Source organism: Erwinia sp. L03-1, from assembly GCF_058686115.1.
In genome coordinates, this window is sequence record NZ_CM178762.1 from 2275307 (window position 1) to 2301118 (window position 25812).

Here is a 25812-nt window from a genome sequence, read left to right on the forward strand (position 1 = left end):
ATTAATGGTCAAAGAACGGCCATTTGCAAGCCCGGCCCGAGCGAAGTGCTGAGAAGCTACTATACTGAATCCCATTGATAAACACACAGGAGGATAATCATGACCATTCATAAGAAAGGGCAGGCACACTGGGAAGGCGATATTAAAAAAGGCAAAGGCACCATCACCACCGAAAGCGGTGCGCTGAAAGAGCAGCCTTATGGTTTTAATACTCGCTTTGAAGGCAAACCCGGTACTAACCCTGAAGAACTGATTGGTGCCGCTCATTCGGCCTGTTTTTCCATGGCGCTTTCACTGATGCTGGGCAACGAAGGTTATGTGCCTGAAAGCATTGATACCGTGGCGGATGTCTCACTGGATAAAGTCGGTGACGGCTTCAAAATTACCAAAATTGCGCTGGAAAGCCAGGTTAAACTGCCGGGTATCGACAGCGAAACGTTTGATAAAATCATCAATCAGGCCAAGCAGGGCTGTCCGGTGTCTCAGCTGATTAGCGCTGAAATTACGCTGGATTATAAGCTGAACTAACTGCCCGTCAGGTTCATTTCCCCGCCGTCCCGGCGGGGTTAGCTCCCTTCACGTCATTCACCACGTTATCTTGCCTACACGCCTTTCATCCCTTGTGCTCGCGCACTCACAGTCTGTCATTCCCTGCCACAGGCGATACGTCATCAGTCATACCCTGGTGAATCAAACCTTATCCCCAAAGCCTTTTTGTGGCAGGATACGCCTGCCTGCGTACCAGGTGACAAAGAGTTAATTTCACTAAGGTTTCTATATGACAGATTCGGCCGTTTCCTCGCATCGCCCCTCAGTATGGTGGGGTGCCATGATTATCTGCGGCACGGTAGTGGGGGCGGGCATGTTTACCCTGCCGGTGGTGATGGCCGGGGCATGGTTTGGCTGGTCGGTTTTAGTCCTGCTGGGCAGCTGGGCAAGCATGCTTTTTTCAGGTCTGCTGTTTCTGAAGGCTGCCCGCTATTACAAGCCCGGTGAAGGCTACAACACGCTTACCCGCGACCTGTTGGGCCGACGATGGGCAGCGATTAACGCGATCAGCATTCTGTTTGTGCTCGGTATCCTCACTTATGCCTATATATCCGCCAGCGGTCCGGTCTATCAGCACTCGTTAAACCTGGCGGGCCTGGCGGTTACCCAGGGCGAGGCGAAGATACTGCTGACCTGCTGCGTGGGGGCGGTGGTCTGTCTGGGAACGAAAGAGGTTAGCCGCCTGATGACCTTCTGTCTGTTAGCCAAAATCGTACTGCTGGTGATCCTCTTCGGCGGCTTACTGATGCAGGTACAACTGCCGGTACTCCTTAACAGTGAAGGGGCCTCTGCCGCTTACTGGCCCTACGTATTAGCCGTGGTGCCATTCTGCCTCGCGTCGTTTGGCTACCACGGCAATATTGCGGGGCTGAATCAGTACTACGCGGGCGATCGCAGGCAGGTAGGGAAAGCCCTTATTTTTGGTACCTCGCTGGCGCTGGTTATCTACCTGTTCTGGCTGACCGCGACGATGGGAAATTTGCCCCGCGCTGAATTTCCGGCGATTATCGCCCAGGGGGGAGATATTGAGGCCCTGCTGGAGGCGCTGCACAACCACCTTCCGGCGGGTGGGCTGCAGCTGCTGATGAATGTTTTTTCTCATTTTGCCGTTCTCTGCTCTTTTCTCGGCGTCACCTCCGGGCTGTTTGATTTCATCGCCGACCGGTTAAAACTGGGGCGCTCGTTTCTGCAACGGCTGAAGGTCTGCGCGCTGACCTTTTTACCGCCGCTGCTGGCCTCGCTGTGGTTTCCCGACGGTTTCCTTGCCGCCATAGGCTATGCGGGCCTGCTGGCGACCGTCTGGGCTGTTTTTATCCCCGCATTCCTGGCGATTAAGGCCCGGCAGAAATTCGCGCCGGGCGTGGCGCACAGCCGGTGGGAAAAAATAATCATCGTTACCGTCATCGCTTTTGGTACAGTAAATCTCGCGGCCTGGCTTTTGAACAAAGCCAGCCTGCTGCCGCTCTATCAGTAATTAACTCAGTCAGTGGATTGTTGTTGCGTCAGGGACAAAAAATCATAACGAGAGGGTATAAATGAAAAAGTCGGTATTGAGAGCGGCCGTTGCTGCGCTGGCGCTGGCCGCTGCCTCGGGCGCTGCGGCGAAAACGCTGGTCTATTGTTCAGAAGGGTCACCAGAAAACTTCAATCCCCAGCTCTATACCTCCGGCACCAGCGTGGATGCCAGCGCGGTGCCCATTTACAACCGACTGGTCGATTTTAAGCCGGGCACTACCGAGCTTATCCCCAGCCTGGCGGACCGCTGGGACATCAGCCCGGATGGCAGGATCTACACCTTTCACCTGCGCAAAGGGGTCAAGTTTCAGAGCAACAAAGCGTTCAGGCCCTCACGCGACTTTAACGCCGACGATGTGATCTTCTCGTTTATGCGACAGAAAGATCCGCAAAACCCCTACCATAACGTCTCAAACGGCGTCTATTCCAACTTTGAAAGCCTGGAATTGGGTTCGCTGATCCAAAGTATTGAGAAAGTAGACGATAACACCGTGCGCTTTACGCTGGCACATGCTGAATCCCCCTTTCTTGCCGATCTGGCGTGGTACTTTGCCTCAATGCTCTCGGCGGAATACGCCGATGCGATGTTAAAGGCCGGCACGCCGGAGAAGGTGGACAGCGATCCGATCGGCACCGGACCTTTTGAGCTGGTGCAGTATCAGAAGGACTCACGCATTCTTTTCCGGGCGTTTCCTGACTACTGGCAGGGCAGAGCAAAACTGGATCGGCTGATCTTCTCCATTACGCCGGATGCGTCGGTACGCTACGCACGGCTGGAAAAAAATGAGTGCCAGGTGATGCCGTTTCCCAATCCGGCAGATCTGAAACGCATCGGCGAAAACAAAGATATTACCCTGATGCAGAAGGCCGGGCTGAACACCGGGTTCCTGGCGTTTAACACCCGTAAACCGCCGCTGGACAATGTGAAGGTGCGTCAGGCGTTAACGATGGCGATAGATAAAACGGCGATTATTAATGCGGTGTTTCAGGGAAGCGGCACCGTAGCGAAAAACCTGCTGCCACCCGGTGTCTGGAGTGCTGACCAGGACCTTAAGGATTATGATTACGATCCCGAAAAGGCCAAAGCGCTGCTGAAAGAGGCGGGCATCGCGCCCGGCACGACGATTGATCTGTGGGCGATGCCCGTTCAGCGGCCTTATAATCCTAATGCCCGCCGGATGGCGGAGATGATTCAGGCAGACTGGGCGAAAATTGGCATTAAAGCCAATATCGTCAGCTTTGAATGGGGTGAATATCTTAAACGGGTGAAGGATGGCGAGCATCAGGCCGCGCTGATGGGCTGGACGACGGCGACGGGCGATCCCGATAACTTCTTTGGCCCGCTGTTCAGCTGTACGTCGGCCAACGGCGGCTCTAACTCTTCAAAGTGGTGCTATAAGCCTTTCGATACGCTCATTAGCGAAGCCCGCGTGGAGCCCGATCATAACAAACGCATCGCGCTGTACCGTCAGGCCCAGCAGATTATGCACGATCAGGCCCCTGCGGTAATGATTGCTCATTCGACAATCTTTGAGCCGGTGCGCAAAGAGGTCAGCGGCTATCAGATTGACCCTTTCGGTAAGCATATCTTCTATGGTGTCGATATCAAATAACGCTAAGGGGGAGTCATGCCCGCACAGGCGGGGAGTTGACCGGGACAGGGTGGTACGTAACACCCTGTCCCGGACAAAAGAGGAAAGGATTAACCGTTAATGCGCAGCTGCGGGTAGCGCTTCATGCTCCACGCGCACCACAGCAGCGACAGCAGGCCAATGCCGCCGCCCACATAGCCGATATTGACCATATCCAGATGCAGGCTGACCTGATTACCCAGCAGGGCACCGCCGCCAATGCCGAGATTATAAATCCCGGACATTAATGACATGGCCACATCGGTTGCATCCGGTGCCAGCGCCAGAACCCTGACCTGCACCGCCAGGCCAATAATCATCATCGACATGCCCCAGATGATACACAGAATGGAGATGGCCACGCTGTGGGTCACGGCCAGATAAAGGCTCAGCATACAGGCCGACACCAGGAAGATGGCGCCCAGCAGGAACGTGGCCGGATATTTATTGCCCAGCGAGCTGAACAATATGCTGCCCAGGATACCCGCCGCACCGAATATCAGCAGCAGGAAGGTGGTGAAATTATCCCCCATTGAGGCAACGCCCTGAATAAACGGCTCTATATAGCTGTAGGCCGTATAATGCGCGGTCACCACTACGGCGATCAGCAAATAGAGTGCCACCAGCGCCGGACGCTTAAATAGCATCGGCACGCTCTTAAGCGATCCGGTATGTTCGCTTGGCAGCTTCGGCAGCAGCTTAATCAGGCACAGCAGGGTGATCAGCGCAACAATGCCGATGATCCCAAAGGTGATACGCCAGCCAAGATACTGACCAATCAGACGACCAATCGGCAGTCCGAGTACCATAGCCAGCGCTGTCCCTGTTGCCAGCATGCTTAACGCCTGCGTCTTTTTCCCCGCCGGTGCCACGCGAATCGCCAGAGAGGCGGTAATTGACCAGAATATCGCGTGTGAGAAGGCGATTCCGATACGCGATACCACCAGAATATTGAAGCTCCACGCAAAGGTAGAGAGAATATGGCTGGCAATGAACAGCGTGAAAATGCAGGTTAGCAGCAGGCGTCGTTCAATTTGCCGGGTCAACAGCATCATTGGCAGCGACATCAGCGCCACCACCCAGGCGTAGATAGTCAGCATCAGCCCCACCTGCGCCGTCTTCATTGAGAAGCTGGTGGCGATATCGGACAGCAGGCCAACCGGAGCAAATTCGGTAGTATTAAAAATGAATGCAGCAATGGCTAACATAATGACGCGTAGCCATGCCGTTTTACGTGAAACGGTAATTGATTGCATTGAGGTAAACGACTTGTTGGTAGAAAGTTAATTTCGTTGTGACGAAATCAAGAAAAAGAGCGCATATTGTGTTTTATTTATCTGTCAGATGACATCAAAATATTACCTTTTTTGTAAATCAGAATAACAACCCGGTGCCGGACAAGCTGACGCCCTCCTGAATTGTATTCCCTCCGTAATGCCTTTAAATAGCGAATAAAACGCTGAGAACAACAGGATAAAGAGTATAGACAGGTTCTGGAATTCTACCAGCAGGATATTGGCGGAAGGGTGGCGATAAGAAAGTGAGTATATTGCGGGGACGTTGGACAGAAAGAGACGTCGGTTATCGCCCCCGCTGTCCGTTATTTAACGGGGCGATAACCGCGTTTATTGTGGCGTGGAGAGCCTTAACTGAGCAGTCCGGCCTGGAGCCGATCGAGCAGGTCATAGCGGCGGCGATATTCGGCGCGCTTTTTACTGGCGATCTCGCTCTCCGGCTTGCGTTCCAGCCGCAACGGCAGGGCAAAGAGCAGGGGCGTCACCGGCTCTGCGCCAATTGACTGCCAGAACTCGCTGTAGCTGGCCAGAAAAACGCCTCGCTTCTTACGCTGGTAGCGGGCGCTCTGATGAATATGTCCTTTATCGCTGACGGCCAGGATGCGTGTAATGCCGTTAGCAGTAAAAATCAGCTGCAGCGCCTCCAGCAGCAGACGTTTGGGAAACAGGCCATAGCAGGATTTCGTCGCCTGCCTGATCAGCTCGTGAGGAATGTGGCTGTCTGCCCCCTGAAGGCCACCGATAAACAGGGTTTTCTGCTGCGCGTAGTCAACCACCGAGAAGGTGATGCGGGCCAGCGCAGTCCCCTCACGCAGCAGTGACAGCGTGGCTTCTCCTTCCTTGTCAAATTTCACGCCGCCGCCGAGAGTAATGCTGTAAGCGTCACCCTCTTTACCGCTAAAGCTGCACATGAGGGTGCTGTCGCGCGTACTCAGCGCCTGGCGCAGGTCGGCATTTTGCAGCTGTTTAACCCAGGTGTAGTGCGCGTTGATCGCCCTGAAGCGCTCAGCCGCTGAAAACTGTATGGCAAGATAGGGACGATGAATTTTACCTGGCAGGCGATCCTGCACCTTCAGCAGCCCGGCAATCAGCGGATCGCTGGCGATGCGATCGAGCCACTTCAGCGTCAGTACCGGGTGGAAGCAGGAGCGCCATAAAAACTTCGCACGGAAAATGCCTTTATCCCAGGATTTTCCTGGTCGAAAACCGCCGGAAACAAGAGAGAAAAACAGGTCGCTGCCACGGTCGGGCCGTGCGGATAACAAAGTTAGCGGTTGATCGGTCATGATTTATTCTGGCTCACGAGTTGTGCTCTGTCTGACGAATGCTCGCATTCAACCACGCGCGGCATTAACCGAACCTCAACAATAAAAACACACTTGCCCCCACGCAGGGTTTGTTGAGCGTAAGTTTACCCTGCTGTTGTTTACACCCGCTTACCAAATCTCCGGGGAGGTTTTTCGGTGCAAACCGGGTATTTCATGGCGCATTACGCTACCCTGGAAACTGGGGTCGCCGCGTGGGTTACCCTCTTTTCAAACATAAGGATGTCATCTGATGAATCAACGTCCCTCTGTTGCGGTATTGGGATTGGGCGCGATGGGCCATGCCTTCGCCGCTAATTTACTGAAAAATGGCTTTACCACCTCGGGCTGGAATCGCACCCGATCGCGTGGGGAGGATCTGCAAAGCGCCGGACTGCGGCTGGCAGACAGTCCACAGGAAGCCGTCAGGCAGGCCGACGTGGTCATCGTGATGCTGGCTGACGCCGACGCCACAGAAAGTGCGCTGGAACAGGCACAGCCAGCGCTCAGGCAGGGTGCAATAGTGGTACAGATGGGCACTGTCGGCGTTGCGTGCACCGACAGGCTGATCGCAACCTTCGCGGAGCAGCGGCGGGATATCGTGTTTCTTGACGCGCCGGTATCCGGGACTAAAACGCCGGCCGAAAATGCACAGATTGTGGTGCTGGCCAGCGGCGATCGTCAGCGCGCCGCCGCCATTGAACCCGTCTTCTCCGCCATCGCGAAAGGCACCAAATGGCTGGGCGAGGCCGGCGCGGCATCCCGAATGAAGCTGGTGGTGAATGCCTGGCTTATCTCCATGGTGCAGGGGCTATCTGAAAGTACCCAGATGGCGAAAGAGTTTGGTTTTAGCCCGGATGACTTCTGGTCAGTGCTGGACGGGGGGCCGCTGGCCGTACCTTACGTTAAGAGCAAACTGGAGATGATCAGGGAAGGCCGTTACGAACCCCAAATGCATCTCACCTGGGCGCTGAAGGATGCCCGGCTTGCACTTGCGGCTGCCGAAAAAAGCGCACTGCCGGGGCTAAATACGATCTCTGACGTCTGGCAGGAGGCGGTTGACGCAGGCTACGGTGAAAAAGATCTCTCGGTGGTTTATCAGTATCTCAGTGAGAAATCAGCGCAGGGTTTATAACCGCTTGTTTTTCAGGGTGATAACGGGGAAAGCAGTAATCGCTAAGCGTGTGTCTTCTAAAATGCAACAATATTTGTTATATTAACAGCAAGTAGTTAATTATAGTCGACTGATTTTTAATGCTTTTTATGATGAGCTGTCGATTTACCCAAAGGCAGCTGAAAGCAAGGATCTGAACATGCTTGATATTCGTTTTCCTACGGCCTTACAAATGGTGCTCTGCGTGGCCCAGTCAGAGCGGGAAGGTAAACGCAGCACCAGCAAAATTCTGGCCATGGGGCTTGAGGCTAACCCGAGTTTCGTGCGCAAGATGATGGTGCCTCTGACCCGCGATGGCATTATCGTGTCGACGCTGGGTCGTTCAGGGACTATTCGCCTGGGTCGACCCGCAGAAGCGATTTCGCTCTGTGATATTTATACCTCGGTGCTGGAAGACAAACCCCTGCTGGCAGGACGACCTGAGGTATCGGCCCGCTGTCTGGTGAGTGCCAACGCCTGCTGGTTCTTTAAAGAACTGGCGCGCGAGGCTGAACAGGCCTCGCTTGACGTACTCGCCAAATGGACGGTAGCGGATGCATTAAAAGAGATCCATGCGCGCGACAGCCGTCATCCTGAAGGCAGCTGCGAGTTGCAGACAAACCCCGAAGATGTCGCTATCTGAGGCCCGCTCCGCAACCATTCCATCTCAATCTCCCTCTCCATCTCCAGGCCGCACTGCTAACGTTGTGCGGCCTTTGAGGTATTGGCTGTCTGGCTGGTGAAACACAATAAGTCTGTTCTCAACAGGTTTAGCTCATGCCCCTAAACGTCAGATCCTCATGCGCTGCCGATCGCATTTAATGCAACAATTAAACTTGCATTAAGGCGACCTCTCCTTTACCGTAACTAAGTGCATTCGTTAAAGTTACCTTTTACTCGCGTCTCTGAGGGAGTTCAGCTCTGACGCATGAGTGAAAACAAAAAACCAGAAGGGGAAAGCAATGAGTCACGATGATTTTATTAACGATCTCGTTAAGTGGATCGATACCCATATCGAAGGGAAAATGGATCTTGATACCGTTGCCGAACGTGCAGGATACTCCAAATGGCACCTGCAACGGATGTTTAAACAGCACACCGGCTACGCGCTGGGTGAATACATTCGCGCACGCCGCCTGAAAAAATCAGCCGAACGACTTGCACGGGGCGCGGAACCTATCCTCGACGTGGCGATTTCATTTGGGTTTGACTCTCAGCAGTCCTTTAACCGCAGTTTTAAACGTCAGTTTGGCCAGTCTCCCGGTGCCTGGCGTCGTCAGGTTCAGGTTTGTGCCTGAGCGCTCCCTGTAGGGTTAATATCATAGTCGGGCAGCACAATGGCATCGGCTTTGGGCGTCAGAAACTTTGCCAGCAGCGGCCTGAATAAGGGGGCGTTTGCCATACGCAGTACGGCATAGCCGAAGGCAATCCCGGCGCGCGAATGGGGGAGGCGCAATATGCGGCATCACCGACCAGGGCTACTCTTCCCTTTGACCAGCTATCCATTTTAACCTGTGAAATCTGGTCAAAATAGAGATCGTCTGCGTCATCAAGCGCGGCCAGTACGCGCGGTGTCTCCCAGCCTGAATGGCCAAACTTTTCCCGCAGCACACTTTTCTGCTCGTGCGCTGAAAGTTTTTCATAGCCACCCGGTGGTTCCTGAAATGACAGCAGTGCACGGGTGGTGCCCAGGTTGTCAGGACGCAGGCAGACGCATAACTCGCCGGGCGCATTGAACCACCTCATATCTGGCGCGTCGCCCGACGCGCGGGCGACAGCCAGTAGGCCAGCGTGGGGCCCGCAACGCTGGCACCGGTGATCAGGATCCTGCGCGTATCGTTCATCGTTTTTCCTTTTTTGTCAGGGCTGGCAGGCTGTGTTGATAAACGGCGATAACCTGCGCAAGAAAGCGATCTATCGTTGTGCGATCGTTAGGTGAAAGTGTGCTCAGTAGCGCCTCCAGCCCGGTGAGCATTGGCACGAGATGGCGGTAAGTTTGTGCCACGGAAGCCTGCATGGGGCGTACCAGCACGCGGCGCTTATCGCTTTGCTGCCGCTCGCGCGCCACGTGCCCGGCACGCTCCAGCCGGTCAATGACCAGCGTAATTCCCGCGGTAGTAAGGGAAAGCCGGCGGGCAAGCTCATTGGGAGAGAGCGGCCCCGAAGCGATCAGCTGCTCCATTAGCGCCAGGTCGGTCTGATTGATCCCCATTGCGTTGCCCAGCTCTGCGGCGGCATCACGCGTGAGAATAGCGATCCTCTGCAGCTGCTGGGCAATCGTATCGCCTGCTACGGGCATCGAACGCGGATCTTCATTTGGCAAGGACTCGTGATTAACCTCGTGGTGCATGGTTTTCCTCAGTTTCGATGCGGCCTGATTAGATCGCTAAGTTAGTTAGTTAATATTCCGCAAGCTTAGGCCAGCCCTCAATCGCTGTCAAGCGGGGGAAATCTCACCTGACTGGGCTTATTCAGCTATCAGTTAATCATTGCTGTATTTCATATTTCATCCCGACGTTAAAAACCGCAATAGTGCCTGTCAGTCAGCGGCTGAATGGCGATGGTCGCCATCTCAGGCAGGTTTATCTCCTGGAGGTTAAGTGGAACACGTCACGTCATTACCTATTCTGGATCTCTCCCATCTTGACGGTTCGGCGGAGCAGCAGCAGGCGTTCCTCGATCGGCTGAGTCAGAGCGCACGGGAAGTAGGGTTTTTCTACCTGATCAACCATGGCGTCGATCCCGCGCTCTCCGCCGGGGTCCAGCAGCTCTCACGGCGCTTTTTTGCGCTGCCAGATGAGGAAAAAGAGCGGGTCGCGATGATCCACTCCCCGCACTTTCGCGGCTACAACCGTGCGGGATCGGAAATCACCCGCAGCCAGCCCGACTGGCGCGAGCAGTTTGATATTGGCGCCGAGCGGGAAGCGCTGCCGCTGGCCCCAGGCGAAGCGGGCTGGAAGCGACTTCAGGGGCCCAATCTCTGGCCGGCAGCGCTGCCCGAGCTGCAAAGGGAGCTACAGGCCTGGCAGCAGCAGATGACCCGCATGTCGCTGCGGCTACTGCGCGCCTTTGCCGAAGCCCTTTCGCTGCCCGGTGACGCCTTCGACGGACTGTATGGTGAAAAGCCCAATGAACACGTTAAGCTGATCCGTTATCCCGGCAGGACGGGTGATGAGAGCGGGCAGGGCGTTGGGGCACATAAAGACTCCGGGTTTCTCAGCTTCCTCCTGCAGGATAACCAGCGCGGGCTTCAGGTGGAGGTTGAGCCGAATCGCTGGGTGGATGCGCTGCCGCTGCCCGGCGCGTTTGTGGTTAACATCGGTGAACTGCTGGAGCTGGCGACTAACGGCTACCTGCGCGCTACCGTCCATCGCGTTATTTCCCCCGCAACGGGTAGCGACAGATTGTCGATCGCGTTTTTCCTCGGTGCCCAGCTGGACGGCGCCGTACCGGTTTATCAGCTGAACGAACAGCTCAGTCAGCTGGCGCATGGCCCGGCCAGCGATCCGCTCAATCCGCTGCTGCGGGAGGTGGGCTGGAATTATCTGAAGGGCCGCCTGCGTTCGCACCCTGACGTCGCAGCCCGCTGGTATGGCGACCTGCTGACGCAAAAAATTGATCAACCCATTGAGCAACCTTCGTCAAACCGATCGCATAAGGAGCCTTCTCTATGACTCGCCACGCCGCCGTTAGCCTCAGCGGGCTCGCCCTGTTAATTTCTCTCTCCTTTACCGCTCAGGCGGAGGAGGCGCTGCGGGTCGCAGCCGATCCGGTTCCCCATGCGGAGATCCTGAACTATGTGAAAAAAATCGACCCCTCCCTCAACCTGAAAGTGATTGAGCTGACCAGCGGGGTCAACGCCAATGAACTGCTGGCACACGGCGACGTGGATGCTAACTATTTCCAGCATGTTCCCTATCTGCGCGAGCAGGAGAAGGCGCTGGGACAGACCTTCCGCGTTGCGGCGACCGTACATATTGAGCCGCTGGGGATCTACTCCCACAAGATTAAAACCCTTAGCGCACTGCGCGATAATGCCAGCGTTGCGGTGCCAAATAACGTCACCAATCTCAGCCGTTCGCTCTACCTGCTGCAAAAAGAGGGCTTGATCAAACTGAAGCCAGGCTATGACGACCCGGCAAAAAATCAGGCAACGCCGCAGGATATCGCCAGCAACCCGAAACATCTGAAGATCCTGGAAGTGGAGTCACCGCAGATCCCCCGGGCGCTGGACGATGTTGACCTGGCGGTGATCAACGGTAATTACGCCCTGGAGGCCGGCCTGGTGCCAGCCAGAGATGCGCTCGGTCTGGAAAGTTCGCAGCATAATCCCTATGCCAACATTTTGGTCACCACGCCTGCCCTGGCAGGGGATGCGCGTATCAAGCGCCTGGCAAAGGATTTGCAGTCAGAGCAGGTGGCCGAATTTATCCGCCAAAACTATAAGGGATCGGTGATCCCGGTTACGGGACAGCCGCAATGATCAGACTCGACAGGGTGTCAAAACAGTATCCGGGCGCGTTAACTCCGGCGCTGCAAAACGTATCACTGACGCTGCGGCAGGGGGAAATTACCGGCATTGTGGGGCGCAGCGGCGCCGGAAAAAGTACGCTGATCCGCTGTCTGAACCTGCTGGAACGACCTGATTCAGGACGGATCCTGTTCGACGAACAGGATATCACTCTGCTCACGCCCGGGGACCTTCGGCGACAGCGGCAGCGCAGCAGCATGATCTTCCAGCACTTCAATCTGCTTCATTCCCGTAACGTCGCTGACAACGTGGCGGTACCGCTGGAAATTGCGGGCATGTCGCGCAGACAGCGCCTGACGCGCGTCGCGGAGCTGTTGGACCTCGTGGGGCTGAATGAAAAAGCCCGTGCGTTTCCCTCCCAGCTTTCCGGCGGTCAGCAGCAGCGGGTCGGCATTGCCCGGGCGCTGGCAGCAAGGCCCGACTATCTGTTATGCGACGAGGCGACCAGTGCGCTCGATGCGGAAACCACCCAAAGCGTGCAGGCCCTGCTGAAGCAGATCAATCAGCAGTTTGGCCTGACCATCGTGATGATCACCCACCAGCTGGAAGTGGTGAAAGCCGTCTGCGATCGCGCGGCCCTGCTTGAAAAGGGGCGTCTGGTGGAAGAGGGCGCGCTGCGAGACCTGCTGATGGATCCCCGGTCAGCGCTGCGTGACTCTCTGCTACAGGGTGGCCATGATGAGCAGGCTTTTCTGCGCCGCCACGGGCTGACGTTTGGTCAGGAGCAGGTATGGACGACGAGGGAAGCACGCTATGCGTATTAGCCTGGAATGGGACAGCTTTTTTGCTCTGCTCGGGCAGGCAACGCTTGAAACCCTGTATATGGTTGGCCTGGCGGGCGGCCTGACTCTGCTTATCGGCCTGCCGCTCGGCGTGTTGCTATTTGTCAGCCGTCGCAACGGTCTTTACCCGCTGCCCTGGATCCATGCCGTACTGGGCACGCTGGTTAATATTGGGCGCTCTTTACCTTTCGTCGTGCTGCTTATTGCGCTGATCCCCTTTACCCGCCTGGTGGTCGGTACTACCCTGGGCAGTACGGCGGCGGTGGTGCCCATTGCACTGGGCGCCTTTCCCTTTTTTGCCCGTATCGTTGAGAACGCGCTGGATGAGGTTGAAAAGGGACGGACGGAGGCGGTTATCGCCATGGGAGGCAACCACTGGCATGTGATCGCTAAGGTGCTGCTGCCGGAGGCACTGCCCGCCATAGTGGCCGGTATTACGCTGACGCTGGTGATGCTGATTGGCTTCTCATCAATGGCGGGCGTGATCGGGGGAGGCGGTCTGGGCGACCTGGCGATCCGCTACGGATACCAGCGCTTTAACCAGCAGGTGATGGTCGGCACGATAGTGGTGCTGATCGTGCTGGTGCAGGGCGTGCAGATGCTTGGCGACCGCGTGGTTCGTTCGCTGGCGCATCGTCGTTAAATCGGCCGCAAAATGCAGCGGACATTGTATACTGTCTGAATTACATCGGATTTTTAATATTTCAGACAGGAAGCGTCATGGAGATGTCTCAACTGAATAAACGGGGGCTGTGTCAGGCCGCCAGCTATATCCTGGTATTTATCGCGCTGTTTATGATTTTTCCGCTGCGGCTGCTGCCCTGTTTTCTCGCCGGATTTATCGTTTATGAAACGGTGCTGGCGCTCACCCCCTGGGTGGAGAGGTTGGTGAAAGGTCCGCTGGCGCGGTGGATCATTATTTTTTCCCTCACGCTGGTGGTGGTGCTTGGGCTGGCGCTGGGGATCACCAAGCTGATTGGTTATCTGCTGCATGACTTCCAGAATCCCGCGGCTTTCCACGCAGCGGCCAGCAAGCTGCTGGAGGACGCACAGCGCACGCTGTCGCCGGTGGTTACCCGCTATCTTCCCGCCGATATTGATGAGCTCCAGCATCAGGTGGTGACCTGGCTGCGGGAACATCTGGTGGTGGTGCAAACCTTTGGTCGTACCGCCGCCCATACCTTCGCCACCATGCTGATCGGCATGCTGCTGGGGGCGATCGTTTCCCTGCGGGTCAGTAGCGATGATGCGCATCAGGCTCCGCTCAAGCAGGCGCTCCTTGAGCGTCTGACGCTGCTAGCGGCATCGTTTCATAACGTGGTCTTTGCCCAAATCAAGGTGTCACTGGTCAATACGCTGCTGACCTGTGGCTTCCTTTTCGGCCTACTGCCGATGTTTGGCCTGCATTTTCCCTTCGCGAAAACGGTCGTGGTGTTAACCTTTGTGGCCGGGCTGCTGCCAATAATTGGCAACCTGATTTCGAATACGGTGATTATCCTGATTGGCCTGTCGATTTCGCTGGAGGCCGCGCTGATTGCGCTGATATTCCTGATCGTGGTGCATAAGCTGGAGTATTTTATTAACGCGCGCATTTTTGGCACCCGCATCAATGCAAAAACCTGGGAGATCCTGCTGGCGATGCTGGTTTTTGAGTCTGCCTTTGGGCTGGCTGGGGTAGTGGCCGCGCCGGTCTATTACGCCTACCTGAAAAGTGAACTACGCCAGGCACGGCTGATATAGAAGCGGCGGTTAGTTTTATCTGCCTCAGTATCGCAAGACGCTGAGGCAGATAAGACGTTATTGCGCCAGTGCGCAGGTATGATCCTGCAATTTTTCTGCGCCAATGCGTTTTTCTAATGTACCCGATGCTTCGAGGATCATAAAGTTATCACTATCAAGATTGACAACTGCGAAGGTAGAATATTGTAGTTCACCGCCATCCGCTGCAACCTTGTCACTGACATCTTTAAAAATATTTCTATTTTTTAGCTCAGAAAATGCTAGTTTTTTATAATTAAAGGTATAATTTTTGAGCGGTTCAGGAAAGACGTGCCAGTCATTGTCGATATTTTTAACATCCATGCGGTCCAGCGCTTCGCGTACAGGCTGAGCCAGGCATGAAATATGGACATGAAGCTGATCCTGTGAACGCGTATTAAGCGAGTTAACGGTAAGTGAAATATCCTGCTCCCTGACTTTTCTGTCAGTTTTTTCCGCGACAAGATCGCGAGCCTCCCATGAAAGATAAATATAGTTAGGCTGATTGTCTGCAAGCAGCTGTTCATCCTCAATGCCCGTTATTTGCTTCGTCGGCAGCAGCAGATACTGGTATTTATCGCTGTCACCTTTATAAATAACGTAGCCATCATGCTCATCCACCAGGCTACAGGGGGTATATTTTCCGTCTGCCTTATACTGAGGCTCACACTGATTGTGCACTTTATCCCATAAGATATTTCTGTCAACAGCATGGGCTACAGAGAGAAACGAACCGGATAGCAGCAATACGGAGAGGGCTTTTGAGGTATTATTCATAATATGTTATCCAGTTTATTTGTGTTACTGAATTATAGTTAGCCGTCTTTTTTCTTCCATTAATGAGGCGTTATAATAGGATGCCAAAATAACAGTAATTAACATCAACTTCTTTCAATAATAAAAGGTCTCTGATTCGCCAGGCTGGCGATATTTACTGCTATCTTGTGGTCAATAGTGATTAATCATTAATGAGTAATGAGTGATGAGTGATGAGTGAGTAATGATTGATCATCAGTAAGTAATGATAGTTAATCCCTGATGTCTGGTTAGCGTAAAATAATGTGGTGCTTTTTTATGATAAACCAAACATAACTATGTGAAGCTTACTGGCTTTTATGACGGCATCCTTCTTTATTGTTAAATACACTGTGGTCGGTGCGACGTATTCACCGAAAGGATAAAACAGGCCATCTTTTTGGAGTAAGGGGCGGGGTAAGCCGCCAGTTTTTACCCCGCTAACGGAATACCGGAAGAAACCCGACGCAGAATAAAAGATATAGACGACAATTATTTGCTCAGGTTAAGATTTCACAATGAATAAAAAACTGATTATTGCGGCTATTTTAGCCATAGCAGCGACCGCCGTCGGGCTTCACCGGCCTGCTACAACCCCGGTCGCCAACCAACATGGCTCACACCCCTCTCAGGAGAGGCGCCCTGCGGGCAGTAAAGCCAGTACGTCACTCCGTGATGACATCAGCGTACTGACGCAGCAGCAGCGGGTGGCGGACTACCTGCAGCGGCACCAGCGGCTGCCGCCCTTGTACCTGAAAAAAAGTGATGCCAGGCGTCAGGGATGGGATCCTGCACGAGGTAACCTCTGTGAAGCACTGCCGGGGCGGGCCATCGGGGGCGATCGCTTTTCTAACCGCGAAGGGCGCCTGCCAGACGGGCAGGGACGGCGCTGGTTTGAAGCCGACGTTAACTACCAGTGTGGCCGTCGCGGCAGCGATCGTATGCTCTATTCCAGCGACGGGCTGATCTACGTCACCCGCGATCATTATCGCCATTTTGAGCAGGTAAAGTGAGATGAAAAGCGTCAGCTTTGATTTTCGTACCATTGCGGATATGAATGACTTCTACCGTCAGTTCGCCGCTAAATTTGCCCTGGAAGAGGGCTTTGGCGCTAACCTGGATGCGTTATGGGACGCGCTGACCGGCAGCATCGCACTGCCCGTACGCATCACGCTTCACCATCTGGCTGCACATCCGCATGCCGCCCGGTTTGATGCCGCCGTTGCGGTCATGCGTGAGGCGCAGGTGGCGCTGGAAGGGGAACTGGAGCTGAGAACAGGTAAGCCCTGATCCCAGGTCAGGCGCACGCACAGGCTCAGTTTCAGTTTCAGGCTCAGTTTCAGTTTGGGATAAAAATATGACCATGAAGGAAGGCACAATGATAAATTCCTTGCGGTGGGGGATAAAACCGGCAGTGGCGACTACGGCAGCACCAATGATATTGCCGTTATCTGGCCTGAAAACCGCGCCCCACTAATCCTGGTGACCTACTTTACCCAGCCGCGCCAGGATGCGTCCAGCCGAAAGGACGTGCTGGCTGCGGCCGCCAGAATTGCCGTCGGGGGGCGGTGAGATAAGCGGCCCGAAGCGGGCCGCTGTTGCTGACAACAGTCGTTAACAACCTGTCCATTGCAGAGATAATAGATATCGTTAGCCGCTAATCCATCGAGAGCTATCAGATATCATTAGCCGCTAATCCATCGAGAGCTATCAGATATCGTTAGCCGCTTATCCATCGAAAGCTATCAGATACTGTTAACCCCCGATCTTCTGCAAAATAGCCGCCAGCTCGTCACGGTGCGTGCTGCTTATTTCGCGCGCGGCAGACCAGCCCGCATTTTGCATAATGGTTTCATTCAGCCCAACCAGCCAGTCATAGATATAGTAGGCCGCGTGATTATTGGGCTTGAGCGCCAGTCGGGTCAGACGCTGGCCGGGGCCAAGGCTGGCGGTCTGGGTTTCCGGTTTGGCGAAAATTTTCTGCCCGCGATTGATCCGGCTCGCCGGGCGTTCTGCTTCAGCGACGTGCTGAAAGCCCAGCCAGGCAACAAAATCACCCAGCACGCTCAGCGCACGGGATACCTGACGATCGGCTATCATCTCGGCTGGCGTGCCTGATGCGTCCTGATCGGTGAGCAGGGTAGCCAGAGAGGCTTCAATATCGAGCCTGATACTGGCGGTTATCAGCTCGCTGGTCAGCATTTCCAGCGTGGATTTACTGACCCCCAGCAGCGCCAGCAACTGGTTGCTGTCGGGTAGCTGGCGGAGCAGATTGATCCAGTGGAGGTAAACCCGGCGGGCAAACTCCGTTTCCGGCTCATCAGCGGGCGGCACGTCTGCGGAATTAAGCAGGCCGGGCAGAGGATCGTCGCTGAGCAGGTCGATGCTCATGCCAATGCCAAAGGGATCGTCAGCGCTGGGGATAAGCGCGTCGGACTGCGCGCGACGGGCCGGACGCTGCTGCTGCAGGAAAAGGTGGCGCAGCGTTTCGCGGTCGGGCAGCAGGCGCTCCAGCAGTTCGCCATGTACGCCAGTGCGCGACTGCAATGCCTTAAGCAGCGTTTCCGCCACGCGCAGACGCGCTTCCGGCTCCTCTTTATCCGAAGCCTGGAACCAGCGGCCGAGCAGATTGTCAGTCAGCTCACGGCGAACTTCCTCGCGCTGCGCCTGCAGTCGTGCCAGCTTGCTGTCGCGGCGGACTTCGGTTACCAGCCAGCCTGCCATACGCCCGATGCCTTTCTCATCCATTGCCAGCATCGCCCCCCAGGCGTCGCCGGGGTTGCCGACATAACGCTGGACGGCGGCGTCATAGTTCTGACCGTGGGTAATACGCTGATCGAAGGGCGTTAGCGCCCAGATCAGTCCAGGTTTCCGCCCGCTGCGCGCCTGGGCATTTTCTCCCTGAGTCTGCTTAACCCAGTTATCCAGTATGCGGCCCACCCTGGGCGTATCCGCGCGCTGTCCGACCGCGCTGCAAACCATCAGCAGGCAGATATCCTGGTGCTCAGCGGCACGGGTCAGCAGGTAAGGGCGCTTGGCGGTCAGGAAGCGCAGCGCCAGCTCATGGTGCCGGTCGTCTGGCAGAACAGCTGGCTCTTCGAATCCGGGGTAATCCAGCAGGTCCACCTGCTCGAAAAGCGTTTCACGCGGTGCGCTGTAGAACGGCAGGCGCACCTCACGCCCCAGCAGGGTCAGCTCTGACAGTGCCACGTTGACCGGCTTCAGCGCGCGACCCTTTTTCTGCGGTACGACCTCAATCACCGGATCGCTGGCGGTATTAAAGTAGCGCAGCCCCTGAGCGTTAAGAAGAGTGACCGAAGGATCGTCCAGCACGGCGAGCGGCGCCAGGACATCCGGCGCGCAGGAGAGGTGATGCAGCACATGCGCCAGCTGACGGTAAAGGGCGGTCAGCTCGCTGTCTTCGCCCCACAGCAGCGAAAAGAGACGCGCGCGATCGTCGACGCTCAGCATCGGAGCCAGATCAATCGCCAGCGGCCAGAAATGCGTTTCCAGCGCCTTATTGACGCAGAGCGGGTTGGCCGACAGCCGATCCCACAGGGCAACAACATCATTGCGGCTCATGCCGTCAGTCTCTGCTGGCTGTCGTGACATCGACAGCGTTTGCAGACGTTCACCGATCTGTGCTTCATCCATGCGGATCGGCTGCTCACCTGCGCGGCGGGACCAGGCATCGGCCAGAATGCTAACCAGCGCCTCCTCGTTGAGTAACGCCAGCTTCACCGGCCAGCCGTTATCCACCTCCACCTGCTGCCCGGTATAGCGGGTCACCAGCGTACCGGTCTGCTGCTGGGGATTGAGAAGCGTTTCGTCAAGCGTGGCGGCCCCTAAGGCAATTTCCAGCCGACCTTTTTCGCTGGCCGCCAGGGCGTTAATCAGCCAGGACTTGCCTGCCTGTGACAGGCCAAAAAAACCTATCGCACACTCTTTCTCCGCCGCTGCGGCAAGGGCGGAGGCCCGGTTATGCTGACGTCGCAGGCTGACATTTAGCCGGTCAGCCTCCATATCCAGACGCGGAGACATTTCGCGCGCGCGCGTCAGCCACTCAGTTGAAAGGTCAATTCCATGGGTAATGGCATCCAGTTTTTTTCCAAACTGCGCCGCCAGCTGTTTAGGCGTTAACGGTTTCATTTCTTGTATACGCTCCCGCTGTCAATCCAGTAATGGGTCAGGCCCGCACCGCTGTTTGCCAGGGTATTTAACTTCAGCCGCAGATGTTCGGGCGGCACCAGCGTACCGTCATCCAGCGTGGCTTCAGCGATTTCAAATCGTTCAGGGGCGGCGTTATCCGGCCCCTTTATTGCCGCCAGCCTGATTTTCAATACTTTATCACCGGCCACGCTGCGCGCCAGCAGCGGATCGGCGATGGTCAGGGAATAGAGCGGCGACGCAGGCCAGCGGTCATTATCCAGCTGGCGGAAGCCCAGCGTCAGGGTGCCGCGCACCTGGAAGCGCTGACGGGGATCGAGGGTAAAGGATTCATCGTCCAGGTCAATATCGGCGTACCAGACGTTGTCGCTGCTCAGTGCGCCGCTGCCGTCCAGCATGCCCAGATAGCGGATGGTAGAGTAAGGCTGAAAATCACCGGCTTTGAACCAGAAGTTAGCCAGGCGCAGATCCAGCGACAGCAGGCAGAGCATCGCACCAACCGCCGCGGTTGATTTTGGATTCTCTATCCGCCCCTGTTTATTAAAGGGGTACCAGTCGTTGGTGTGATAACCGTCCAGTGAGAGAATGCGGCTGACCGGCAGCGGCTGGAGATGGCGAAACAGTGCCTGTACCCCAGGGAAGCGCGATGGGCGGCCGGTTAATAGCAGCACGTCACAGTCATAGACCGCCACCACTTCGGACATCGAGCGCAGGCTGTGGGTGATATTCATCCCCTGGGAGAGAAATTCCGCATGCAGCGCGCTGAGTTTCACTACCAGCGGCACCCGCAGGATATCAAATTCCTCCGCTTCGCCCGGCAGCTCACGCTGGATCTCGCGATTGATATAGTCCAGCAGCTTCGCCGTCGGCGGCTGGGCCAGCAGCTCGCCAATGCGCGCATCAACCTCTGCGTTAAGCTCCAGCGGGTCGAAGCGCTCATAGGCTTCCAGAATCGCCTGGCCCGCCGGCATAAAGATTTGCAGGGTGGCCTGCTGGCGAAGCGTTGACTGACCGTCCAGACGACCTTCATGACCGAACAGCCGGGTCATTACGCCCTCCGGATTAGCCATGCCCGCCTGTTTGAACGCGGTTTGCAGCGCCGGCAGCACATACAGCTGAATCACGTCCAGCAGGATATCGTCCCCGGCCAGCTTAAAGCCCTCACGGAACAGCAGGCGCGGCATAATTTTTACGTTATTACCCACGCCGTCATCCAGACGGTACTGGGTGATCGCCAGATCGGTGGTACCGCCGCCGATATCAATAGAGGCGATACGCAGCGTTTTACCTGGGGCTTCGTCGGCTGCCCGCGCGCGGTCAGGGCGTGCCATGCTGATGAAGAAAGCCTCGGCGCGCCCGCCAAAATTCACCTGAGTTTCATTATACAGATAGACCATCTGCCCGCAGGTGGCTTCATCCCACTCCATCTGCACCTCCGGCACCGGCACCTTGCTTTTCGCCTTATCGGCGGCGCTGCTGAAATCATCGTCAGCCGGGTGCCAGCCCAGGGATTTCCACACCAGCGCAATGGCTTCGTGCATGCGGCGGCGGAAAATTTCACGCTCGGGCTTCGGCATCGCGGAGGGCAGGGTGAGTATAATATTGCGCAGCTGGCGTGGGGCACTGCTATGCAGCATCTTCTGCCGCTGTGCCGGGCTGTTCATTTGCATCAGCGCCTGAGCCAGCAGCTCAGTGAGCATAAAGCTCATTACCGAACTGCGGCTGTACTGTGGCGAGAAGACCGGCAGACGATCTTCCAGCGGCTGGTTATAGAGCGGCTGGCCCTCGTCATTGACCAGGCTGGTCAGCGGGATGGCGGTGGCCGGTGGCTCCTGGGCCGCGCTGCCCGGCGTGCGGCTAAAGCGCCAGCCCGGCGTGTAGATCTCTTCGTCCCACAGATAACGACGTGGGCTGGAGATGCCGGTAGCGCCCTCAGTCCCCAGCCGCTGAAGCGCCAGATGGCTGGCTTCGCGCCCGACACGGGTGATCGACGGCCAGATAAAGGCGTCATCGCGCCCGCTCTCCACCGAAAAATTTTGTTTGCCAAAGCTGGCCTGAGCGAACTCCACGCGACTCTCGAACAGTTCGTTATAGACCTGATGCGGGGCGCTGAGGCAGCGCAGATGCAGTTCGTAGGTATGCTTCAGTCCCTGAGGATCGTCAGGGTGATCTTCCACCATAATCCCACAGGTGTGAGAGTTACCCACATCCAGAATCAGATCGACCGAAATCGCCGGTTCCTGTAGCGTGGCGGCGCTGATTTTCAGTTCGGGCAGCACCAGCTGATGACCCAACATATGGAGGATATTCAGGTAGTGCGCCTGATACTCAAACTCGCGCAGGGCGGTGCGGACATTCACCTGTGGGCGCTGTTCGATTTTCGCCACCTGCTGGCTGAACACTTCGCGCAGCCAGCCATCGACCCAGGTGTGATCGAGGAATTCGCCCAGCTCTTCGCTGCGGTGAGCCAGCGCAAAACTGACGCCGGACTGGGCATCACTCTCGTTTAACGCCAGTGATTCATCCTCGCCTTCGGGCCAGGTGCGCGTTTCAAATGCCAGGCAGACGCGGTGCGTTTTACCGTTCTGATCGGGCTTATCCAGCGCGACGATCTGCATACGCGCCCAGTTATCCGGGCCGCTGCTGAAGCTGCGCGGCGGATTGAAACGGAAAAAGGGCAGCGGCAGCCATATCCCTTCCAGCAGTGACAGAGACTGCTCAAGGGGAAAACTAAACTCAGGTTTCACCACTTCCGGCATGCCACCGGCTACCACCGGCAGCAGGTATCGGCCATTCTGCGCGTTAAAGTTCAAACGCAACAGCGGGCCGTTGGCCGTCTGGCGCACAAACTTGCCCGGCATGTCAGCATCCAGCACCGGCGTCAGGGAAAAGTCGAGGAACTGAATGCCACTGTTCTGAATCAGCGTCATATTCGGTTTAAAATCAGCGATCGTCGCCAGCATCATCATTTACTCTCGCGCTTCATCGTCATCGGTAATACCGTATTGGCATCGTACTGGCCGCTACATTCGGCCGGGCCACTGGCTCCCTGCTTACACACCAGTTCAGGCATCTGGTAGCGCGAGCCGTCGCTGCATTTCGCTTTGGTTCGGCTGTTAATCACCAGGTTGCCTGACTTCATCAGACCGGCATAGACATCCACGCGGCAGCTGATGCCATCGCCCTGGATTATCCGCGCCGTCCCTTTACCATTTTTCATCTGGTAGCGCAGGCTGGGTGGCCTGCCGGTAATGGGGTTTTTACCGCCGACGATAACCCGCCAGCCGCCGTTAATAAACCGCGTCGATCCCAGCTTCACCGCATCGGCAGGCATCACTAAATCATCTTTTGCGACCGGGATCGCCGCCGCCGCTTCACTGGTCGCTGCGGGCTGTTCAACCGACGCGGGTACGGCATTGGCCGCCGCGACGGGCAGGGTCGGATTCGCTGAGTTTCCGCCAGCCGGTGCGTTAACGGCAGATACCGCAGGGGCGGATTCCCCTGCGTCGGTGCCCGACGCACTGGCCGGTTGTTCAGGCCGGACACTGGCCGCCGCTTCCGCCGTGTTCCCGGCCGGCTGCGTTTTAACGGTTTCGCCTGACCGGTGTGTCGCCTCATTAGCCGCAGACTGTTCAGCGGCGCGGGTCGGGCTGACGTCCGGCGGAGTGGTTTTCGTGTCATGCCCATCGGCAGGCCGTGGGGCGCTGGCCTGAGAAGCGGGTGGGGTCGTGGACTCGCAGCCTTTCAGCTGTACGCCCAGCGCGACCAGCAGTGCGGCGGCGGGCAGAGTCCAGCCGTAGCGAAGCAGACTGTTTTTTAACGCAGGCCTCTTCGCGTTTAGTTCGGATAAGGGTGAGGTCGGCGATACGGCAACCGCGGGGGCCGCAGGAAGATCGGCAGCGGGACTTGCCTGCGTCGCTTCAGGCTCAGCGGGTACCGCCGGGGTATCGTGACTGGCCGTCAGTACCGGCGCTGGCGCGGCCACCTCAGTAAGTTTTGAAGCGGTCAGTTTTGATAAGACTCGCGGTGGCAGCTCCTCTTCCGTCGCGCGCAGGCACTCCAGCGCGTCCTGACGGGCTTTTTTCTCCGGGCTGACGAACCCCCAGAAGGTGATCACCGGCTTACCGCCCACCAGATACACGTAGTTCGGGTCGGGAAACTGCATCGCCCGGGATAACAGCGCGCCAAACAGCTTCTGGCTGGGTTTGTCAGACTGCTGAGCCCGCTGACACATCACGTCCACTGCCTGCTGGCAGGCAATAAGCTGATTGAGTGCATGGGCGCGCGCGGATTCACTGGCGGCCGCCCAGGAGGTAACCTTGCCGGAGACGGGCGAGTACCAGTCGAGACGATCGCCAGCCTCATTGGGCTGGGGTACTGCCAGGCAGTCTGCAATCTGCTGCTGTTTTCTCAGGCGCAGCGTCTCGCGCAGCTGTAGGGCTGACAGGTAAACAGGCTGGCCGTTCTCTCCGAGCGGCAGAACCGCATCAAGACTTCCGCTGCGTAAAAATGATTTTGCCACGCAAAAAGGACCTTTTTAGTCAGATATCCGGTATCAGTGAGTCAGACACGCTCCGGGTTGCTGACCACTTTAGGGGATTTGACTTAAATCGAATGCGGAAATAAGAGGGTAAACAGGCGATTACTTTCCCAATGAGATTGCACAATGCCGCCGGGCGCGGCTGGCGGATCCTGAACCCTGCTAATAAATAGGGTGCTATTATATTTCACACAATTTAATTATGGAGTTTTTCTGACCTTTGCCGATAGTATCTTTGTGACGAATATAATAATTATGGCTAATAAGGTTACACCATGAGCGGGACATTCATACCAGGGTTCTTTTCACGCTTCGTCCGCAGCGGGCGTCGACATTCTCAGGCTACGCTGAGCGCGCTTAACGATGCCGTTGCGACGATCGAATTCACGCCCGACGGGCAAATTGTTTCGGCTAATGGGCTGTTTCTGGCCAAAATGGGCTACGGACTGGCCGAGATCGTCGGTCAGCATCATCGAATGTTCTGCCCCCCGGAGTTGATTCGGTCGCCGGAGTATGCGCAGTTCTGGCAACGGCTTCGTCGTGGTGAAAGCTTCAGTGATACCTTCCAGCGGCGGGCAAAAGACGGCACCGCGCTCTGGCTGGAGGCGCACTATGTTCCGGTGGCGGATCGTCGTGGACACATCATCAAAATTGTTAAGCTGGCGACCGATGTCACCCGCCGGATCCTGGCCGCGCAGGAGCAGCGGGCAATGACCAATGCCATCAACCGTTCGATGGCGGTGATTGCTTTTACCCCTGAGGGAGAAGTGCTGCGCGCCAATACTAACTTTCTGAAGGCCACGGGATACCAGAGTGCGGAGATAGTCGGTCGGCATCACCGTATGTTCTGCTCACCCGCGCTGTATAACAGCGCTGAATATAAGGAATTCTGGGACAAGCTGGGACGGGGTGACTTCATTTCCGGGCAGTTCCTGCGGGTGGATAAGAAAGGTCAGGCCCTGTGGCTGCGCGCGACCTACAACCCGGTTTTTGATGAAAACAACCGGCTGTATGAGGTGGTTAAATTTGCCACCGACGTCACCGAACAGGTGATTAAAAATCAGCAGGAACGGGACGCCGCCGAGCATGCTTATCAGGCGGCGCTGGAAACGCGCGATAATACCCGACAGGGCGTCAGCGTGATTGAAAACAGCGTCACGAAGATGAATGAAATCGCCCATGAGCTGCGGAAGGTTTCCGAAGATGTGAATGGCCTGAGTACCCAGTCGGCGCAGATTGGGGTTATTGTGGAAACGATAAGAACCATCGCCAATCAGACCAACCTGCTGGCGCTGAATGCGGCCGTCGAGGCTGCGCGGGCCGGAACCCACGGTCGCAGCTTTGCCGTGGTTGCCAGCGAGGTGCGCAGCCTGGCGGCGAACATTAACAGCGCCACGCTGCAAATCGCCAGCGTGGTGGAAAGCAATCAGTCCCTGGCCAGCCTGGCACAGAAAAATATCTCGGCTAACCTGATCCGCGCTGACCAGGGCGTGATGATGGTGCGGGAAGCGGGGAGCGTGATTATTGATATACAAAACAACTCCACCCAGGTGGTTGACGCGATAGGCCAGGTTACACAGCAGCTGAAGAGCGAAATGTAAGGCTAATACTTTTTTCAGCCCGAAGCATGGCTATCTGGCAGTGGGTTATTCAGCCATCCCTGCGTATAGCGGCTCGCATTCGAAATCCCTCCGACTCGCAATCGGCGCAAATTTTGCATCACATTAACGACAAGTGAAAAACGCCATCGGTTCACATTAGGCGGTTCTACGTCGGAACCGCCGATATCTCC

22 protein-coding genes and 1 pseudogene are annotated in these 25812 nt (G+C 56.3%); 15 read left to right on the forward strand and 8 right to left on the reverse strand.

What is annotated here, in order from left to right:
• The first annotated feature begins 99 nt into the window (after positions 1-99).
• The 3 genes from AC4PCC_RS10610 to AC4PCC_RS10620 all read left to right on the forward strand — a co-directional run bounded on the left by AC4PCC_RS10610 (position 100) and on the right by AC4PCC_RS10620 (position 3677).
• Positions 100-528 carry an OsmC family protein gene (locus AC4PCC_RS10610; RefSeq protein ID WP_067701772.1) on the forward strand — a complete coding sequence of 143 codons (429 nt, stop codon included), beginning with the start codon at positions 100-102 and terminating at the stop codon, positions 526-528.
• A 250-nt stretch (positions 529-778) separates the two neighbouring features.
• Entirely contained in the window at positions 779-2023 is a 1245-nt protein-coding gene (locus tag AC4PCC_RS10615; protein ID WP_492127346.1) for an aromatic amino acid transporter, read from the forward strand.
• Between the two features lie 61 nt (positions 2024-2084).
• The gene (locus AC4PCC_RS10620; protein ID WP_492127347.1) at positions 2085-3677 is read left to right on the forward strand and encodes an ABC transporter substrate-binding protein; all 1593 of its coding nucleotides are present in this window, start codon (positions 2085-2087) and stop codon (positions 3675-3677) included.
• An 89-nt stretch (positions 3678-3766) separates the two neighbouring features.
• On the opposite strand, the gene AC4PCC_RS10625 is transcribed toward AC4PCC_RS10620, so the two are convergent.
• On the reverse strand, positions 3767-4951 hold the full coding sequence (locus AC4PCC_RS10625) for a sugar transporter (RefSeq protein ID WP_067701790.1): 1185 nt from the start codon (positions 4949-4951) through the stop codon (positions 3767-3769).
• A gap of 389 nt (positions 4952-5340) precedes the next feature.
• Complete coding sequence (locus AC4PCC_RS10630) at positions 5341-6276, reverse strand: VirK/YbjX family protein (protein WP_492127348.1); 936 nt, start codon at positions 6274-6276, stop codon at positions 5341-5343.
• Between the two features lie 271 nt (positions 6277-6547).
• Here AC4PCC_RS10630 and AC4PCC_RS10635 point away from each other — a divergent pair, with 271 nt between their 5' ends.
• The 3 genes from AC4PCC_RS10635 (at position 6548) to AC4PCC_RS10645 (ending at position 8745) form a co-directional block, all read left to right on the forward strand.
• Entirely contained in the window at positions 6548-7429 is an 882-nt protein-coding gene (locus tag AC4PCC_RS10635) for an NAD(P)-dependent oxidoreductase (protein WP_492127349.1), read from the forward strand.
• A 178-nt stretch (positions 7430-7607) separates the two neighbouring features.
• Complete coding sequence (locus tag AC4PCC_RS10640) at positions 7608-8090, forward strand: RrF2 family transcriptional regulator (RefSeq protein ID WP_492127350.1); 483 nt, start codon at positions 7608-7610, stop codon at positions 8088-8090.
• 319 nt (positions 8091-8409) lie between these two features.
• On the forward strand, positions 8410-8745 hold the full coding sequence (locus tag AC4PCC_RS10645) for a helix-turn-helix domain-containing protein (protein ID WP_067701801.1): 336 nt from the start codon (positions 8410-8412) through the stop codon (positions 8743-8745).
• A gap of 58 nt (positions 8746-8803) precedes the next feature.
• On the opposite strand, the gene AC4PCC_RS10650 is transcribed toward AC4PCC_RS10645, so the two are convergent.
• Positions 8804-9193, reverse strand: a complete 390-nt coding sequence (locus tag AC4PCC_RS10650) for a hypothetical protein (protein ID WP_492127351.1) — start codon at positions 9191-9193, stop codon at positions 8804-8806.
• 94 nt (positions 9194-9287) lie between these two features.
• On the reverse strand, positions 9288-9797 hold the full coding sequence (locus tag AC4PCC_RS10655; RefSeq protein ID WP_492127352.1) for a MarR family winged helix-turn-helix transcriptional regulator: 510 nt from the start codon (positions 9795-9797) through the stop codon (positions 9288-9290).
• A 250-nt stretch (positions 9798-10047) separates the two neighbouring features.
• On the opposite strand from AC4PCC_RS10655, the gene AC4PCC_RS10660 reads away from it, so the two are divergent.
• The 5 genes from AC4PCC_RS10660 to AC4PCC_RS10680 all read left to right on the forward strand — a co-directional run bounded on the left by AC4PCC_RS10660 (position 10048) and on the right by AC4PCC_RS10680 (position 14500).
• Positions 10048-11121: an isopenicillin N synthase family dioxygenase gene (locus tag AC4PCC_RS10660; RefSeq protein ID WP_492127353.1), complete on the forward strand. Its 1074-nt coding sequence runs from the start codon at positions 10048-10050 to the stop codon at positions 11119-11121.
• On the forward strand, positions 11118-11930 hold the full coding sequence (locus AC4PCC_RS10665) for a MetQ/NlpA family ABC transporter substrate-binding protein (RefSeq protein ID WP_067701809.1): 813 nt from the start codon (positions 11118-11120) through the stop codon (positions 11928-11930). The genes AC4PCC_RS10660 and AC4PCC_RS10665 overlap by 4 nt, the downstream gene beginning before the upstream one ends.
• Entirely contained in the window at positions 11927-12742 is an 816-nt protein-coding gene (locus AC4PCC_RS10670) for a methionine ABC transporter ATP-binding protein (protein WP_492127354.1), read from the forward strand. The genes AC4PCC_RS10665 and AC4PCC_RS10670 overlap by 4 nt, the downstream gene beginning before the upstream one ends.
• The gene (locus tag AC4PCC_RS10675; protein WP_492127355.1) at positions 12732-13403 is read left to right on the forward strand and encodes a methionine ABC transporter permease; all 672 of its coding nucleotides are present in this window, start codon (positions 12732-12734) and stop codon (positions 13401-13403) included. The genes AC4PCC_RS10670 and AC4PCC_RS10675 overlap by 11 nt, the downstream gene beginning before the upstream one ends.
• Before the next feature lie 83 nt (positions 13404-13486).
• Positions 13487-14500, forward strand: coding sequence for an AI-2E family transporter (locus tag AC4PCC_RS10680; RefSeq protein ID WP_492127493.1), 1014 nt, complete (start codon positions 13487-13489; stop codon positions 14498-14500).
• A 57-nt stretch (positions 14501-14557) separates the two neighbouring features.
• On the opposite strand, the gene AC4PCC_RS10685 is transcribed toward AC4PCC_RS10680, so the two are convergent.
• Positions 14558-15295 (reverse strand): CDP-diacylglycerol diphosphatase, encoded by a 738-nt coding sequence (locus AC4PCC_RS10685; protein WP_492127356.1) that lies wholly within the window; start codon positions 15293-15295, stop codon positions 14558-14560.
• A gap of 536 nt (positions 15296-15831) precedes the next feature.
• On the opposite strand from AC4PCC_RS10685, the gene AC4PCC_RS10690 reads away from it, so the two are divergent.
• The 3 genes and pseudogenes from AC4PCC_RS10690 to AC4PCC_RS10700 all read left to right on the forward strand — a co-directional run.
• Positions 15832-16326: a ribonuclease domain-containing protein gene (locus AC4PCC_RS10690; protein WP_492127357.1), complete on the forward strand. Its 495-nt coding sequence runs from the start codon at positions 15832-15834 to the stop codon at positions 16324-16326.
• A gap of 1 nt (position 16327) precedes the next feature.
• Positions 16328-16603, forward strand: a complete 276-nt coding sequence (locus tag AC4PCC_RS10695; RefSeq protein ID WP_345827527.1) for a barstar family protein — start codon at positions 16328-16330, stop codon at positions 16601-16603.
• A 105-nt stretch (positions 16604-16708) separates the two neighbouring features.
• Positions 16709-16885, forward strand: a pseudogene (locus tag AC4PCC_RS10700) (serine hydrolase); the annotation flags it as partial.
• Between the two features lie 183 nt (positions 16886-17068).
• Here the strand turns inward: AC4PCC_RS10700 and AC4PCC_RS10705 are convergent.
• The 3 genes from AC4PCC_RS10705 to AC4PCC_RS10715 are packed head-to-tail and all read right to left on the reverse strand — an operon-like array spanning position 17069 to position 24002.
• Positions 17069-19462, reverse strand: coding sequence for a virulence factor SrfC family protein (locus AC4PCC_RS10705; protein ID WP_492127358.1), 2394 nt, complete (start codon positions 19460-19462; stop codon positions 17069-17071).
• Positions 19459-22443: a virulence factor SrfB gene (locus AC4PCC_RS10710; protein WP_492127494.1), complete on the reverse strand. Its 2985-nt coding sequence runs from the start codon at positions 22441-22443 to the stop codon at positions 19459-19461. The genes AC4PCC_RS10705 and AC4PCC_RS10710 overlap by 4 nt, the downstream gene beginning before the upstream one ends.
• Before the next feature lie 2 nt (positions 22444-22445).
• Positions 22446-24002: an SrfA family protein gene (locus tag AC4PCC_RS10715; protein WP_492127359.1), complete on the reverse strand. Its 1557-nt coding sequence runs from the start codon at positions 24000-24002 to the stop codon at positions 22446-22448.
• 293 nt (positions 24003-24295) lie between these two features.
• On the opposite strand from AC4PCC_RS10715, the gene AC4PCC_RS10720 reads away from it, so the two are divergent.
• The gene (locus AC4PCC_RS10720) at positions 24296-25621 is read left to right on the forward strand and encodes a methyl-accepting chemotaxis protein (RefSeq protein WP_492127360.1); all 1326 of its coding nucleotides are present in this window, start codon (positions 24296-24298) and stop codon (positions 25619-25621) included.
• Positions 25622-25812 lie beyond the last annotated feature (191 nt).

What these genes read in the sequence shown, in the direction of transcription:
- AC4PCC_RS10610 (WP_067701772.1), top strand. Translation starts at nt 100, where the DNA reads ATGACCATTCATAAGAAAGGGCAGGCACACTGGGAAGGCGATATTAAA.
- AC4PCC_RS10615 (WP_492127346.1), top strand. Translation starts at nt 779, where the DNA reads ATGACAGATTCGGCCGTTTCCTCGCATCGCCCCTCAGTATGGTGGGGT.
- AC4PCC_RS10620 (WP_492127347.1), top strand. Translation starts at nt 2,085, where the DNA reads ATGAAAAAGTCGGTATTGAGAGCGGCCGTTGCTGCGCTGGCGCTGGCC.
- AC4PCC_RS10625 (WP_067701790.1), bottom strand. Translation starts at nt 4,951, where the DNA reads ATGCAATCAATTACCGTTTCACGTAAAACGGCATGGCTACGCGTCATT.
- AC4PCC_RS10630 (WP_492127348.1), bottom strand. Translation starts at nt 6,276, where the DNA reads ATGACCGATCAACCGCTAACTTTGTTATCCGCACGGCCCGACCGTGGC.
- AC4PCC_RS10635 (WP_492127349.1), top strand. Translation starts at nt 6,548, where the DNA reads ATGAATCAACGTCCCTCTGTTGCGGTATTGGGATTGGGCGCGATGGGC.
- AC4PCC_RS10640 (WP_492127350.1), top strand. Translation starts at nt 7,608, where the DNA reads ATGCTTGATATTCGTTTTCCTACGGCCTTACAAATGGTGCTCTGCGTG.
- AC4PCC_RS10645 (WP_067701801.1), top strand. Translation starts at nt 8,410, where the DNA reads ATGAGTCACGATGATTTTATTAACGATCTCGTTAAGTGGATCGATACC.
- AC4PCC_RS10650 (WP_492127351.1), bottom strand. Translation starts at nt 9,193, where the DNA reads ATGAGGTGGTTCAATGCGCCCGGCGAGTTATGCGTCTGCCTGCGTCCT.
- AC4PCC_RS10655 (WP_492127352.1), bottom strand. Translation starts at nt 9,797, where the DNA reads ATGCACCACGAGGTTAATCACGAGTCCTTGCCAAATGAAGATCCGCGT.
- AC4PCC_RS10665 (WP_067701809.1), top strand. Translation starts at nt 11,118, where the DNA reads ATGACTCGCCACGCCGCCGTTAGCCTCAGCGGGCTCGCCCTGTTAATT.
- AC4PCC_RS10670 (WP_492127354.1), top strand. Translation starts at nt 11,927, where the DNA reads ATGATCAGACTCGACAGGGTGTCAAAACAGTATCCGGGCGCGTTAACT.
- AC4PCC_RS10675 (WP_492127355.1), top strand. Translation starts at nt 12,732, where the DNA reads ATGCGTATTAGCCTGGAATGGGACAGCTTTTTTGCTCTGCTCGGGCAG.
- AC4PCC_RS10680 (WP_492127493.1), top strand. Translation starts at nt 13,487, where the DNA reads ATGTCTCAACTGAATAAACGGGGGCTGTGTCAGGCCGCCAGCTATATC.
- AC4PCC_RS10685 (WP_492127356.1), bottom strand. Translation starts at nt 15,295, where the DNA reads ATGAATAATACCTCAAAAGCCCTCTCCGTATTGCTGCTATCCGGTTCG.
- AC4PCC_RS10690 (WP_492127357.1), top strand. Translation starts at nt 15,832, where the DNA reads ATGAATAAAAAACTGATTATTGCGGCTATTTTAGCCATAGCAGCGACC.
- AC4PCC_RS10695 (WP_345827527.1), top strand. Translation starts at nt 16,328, where the DNA reads ATGAAAAGCGTCAGCTTTGATTTTCGTACCATTGCGGATATGAATGAC.
- AC4PCC_RS10705 (WP_492127358.1), bottom strand. Translation starts at nt 19,462, where the DNA reads ATGAAACCGTTAACGCCTAAACAGCTGGCGGCGCAGTTTGGAAAAAAA.
- AC4PCC_RS10710 (WP_492127494.1), bottom strand. Translation starts at nt 22,443, where the DNA reads ATGCTGGCGACGATCGCTGATTTTAAACCGAATATGACGCTGATTCAG.
- AC4PCC_RS10720 (WP_492127360.1), top strand. Translation starts at nt 24,296, where the DNA reads ATGAGCGGGACATTCATACCAGGGTTCTTTTCACGCTTCGTCCGCAGC.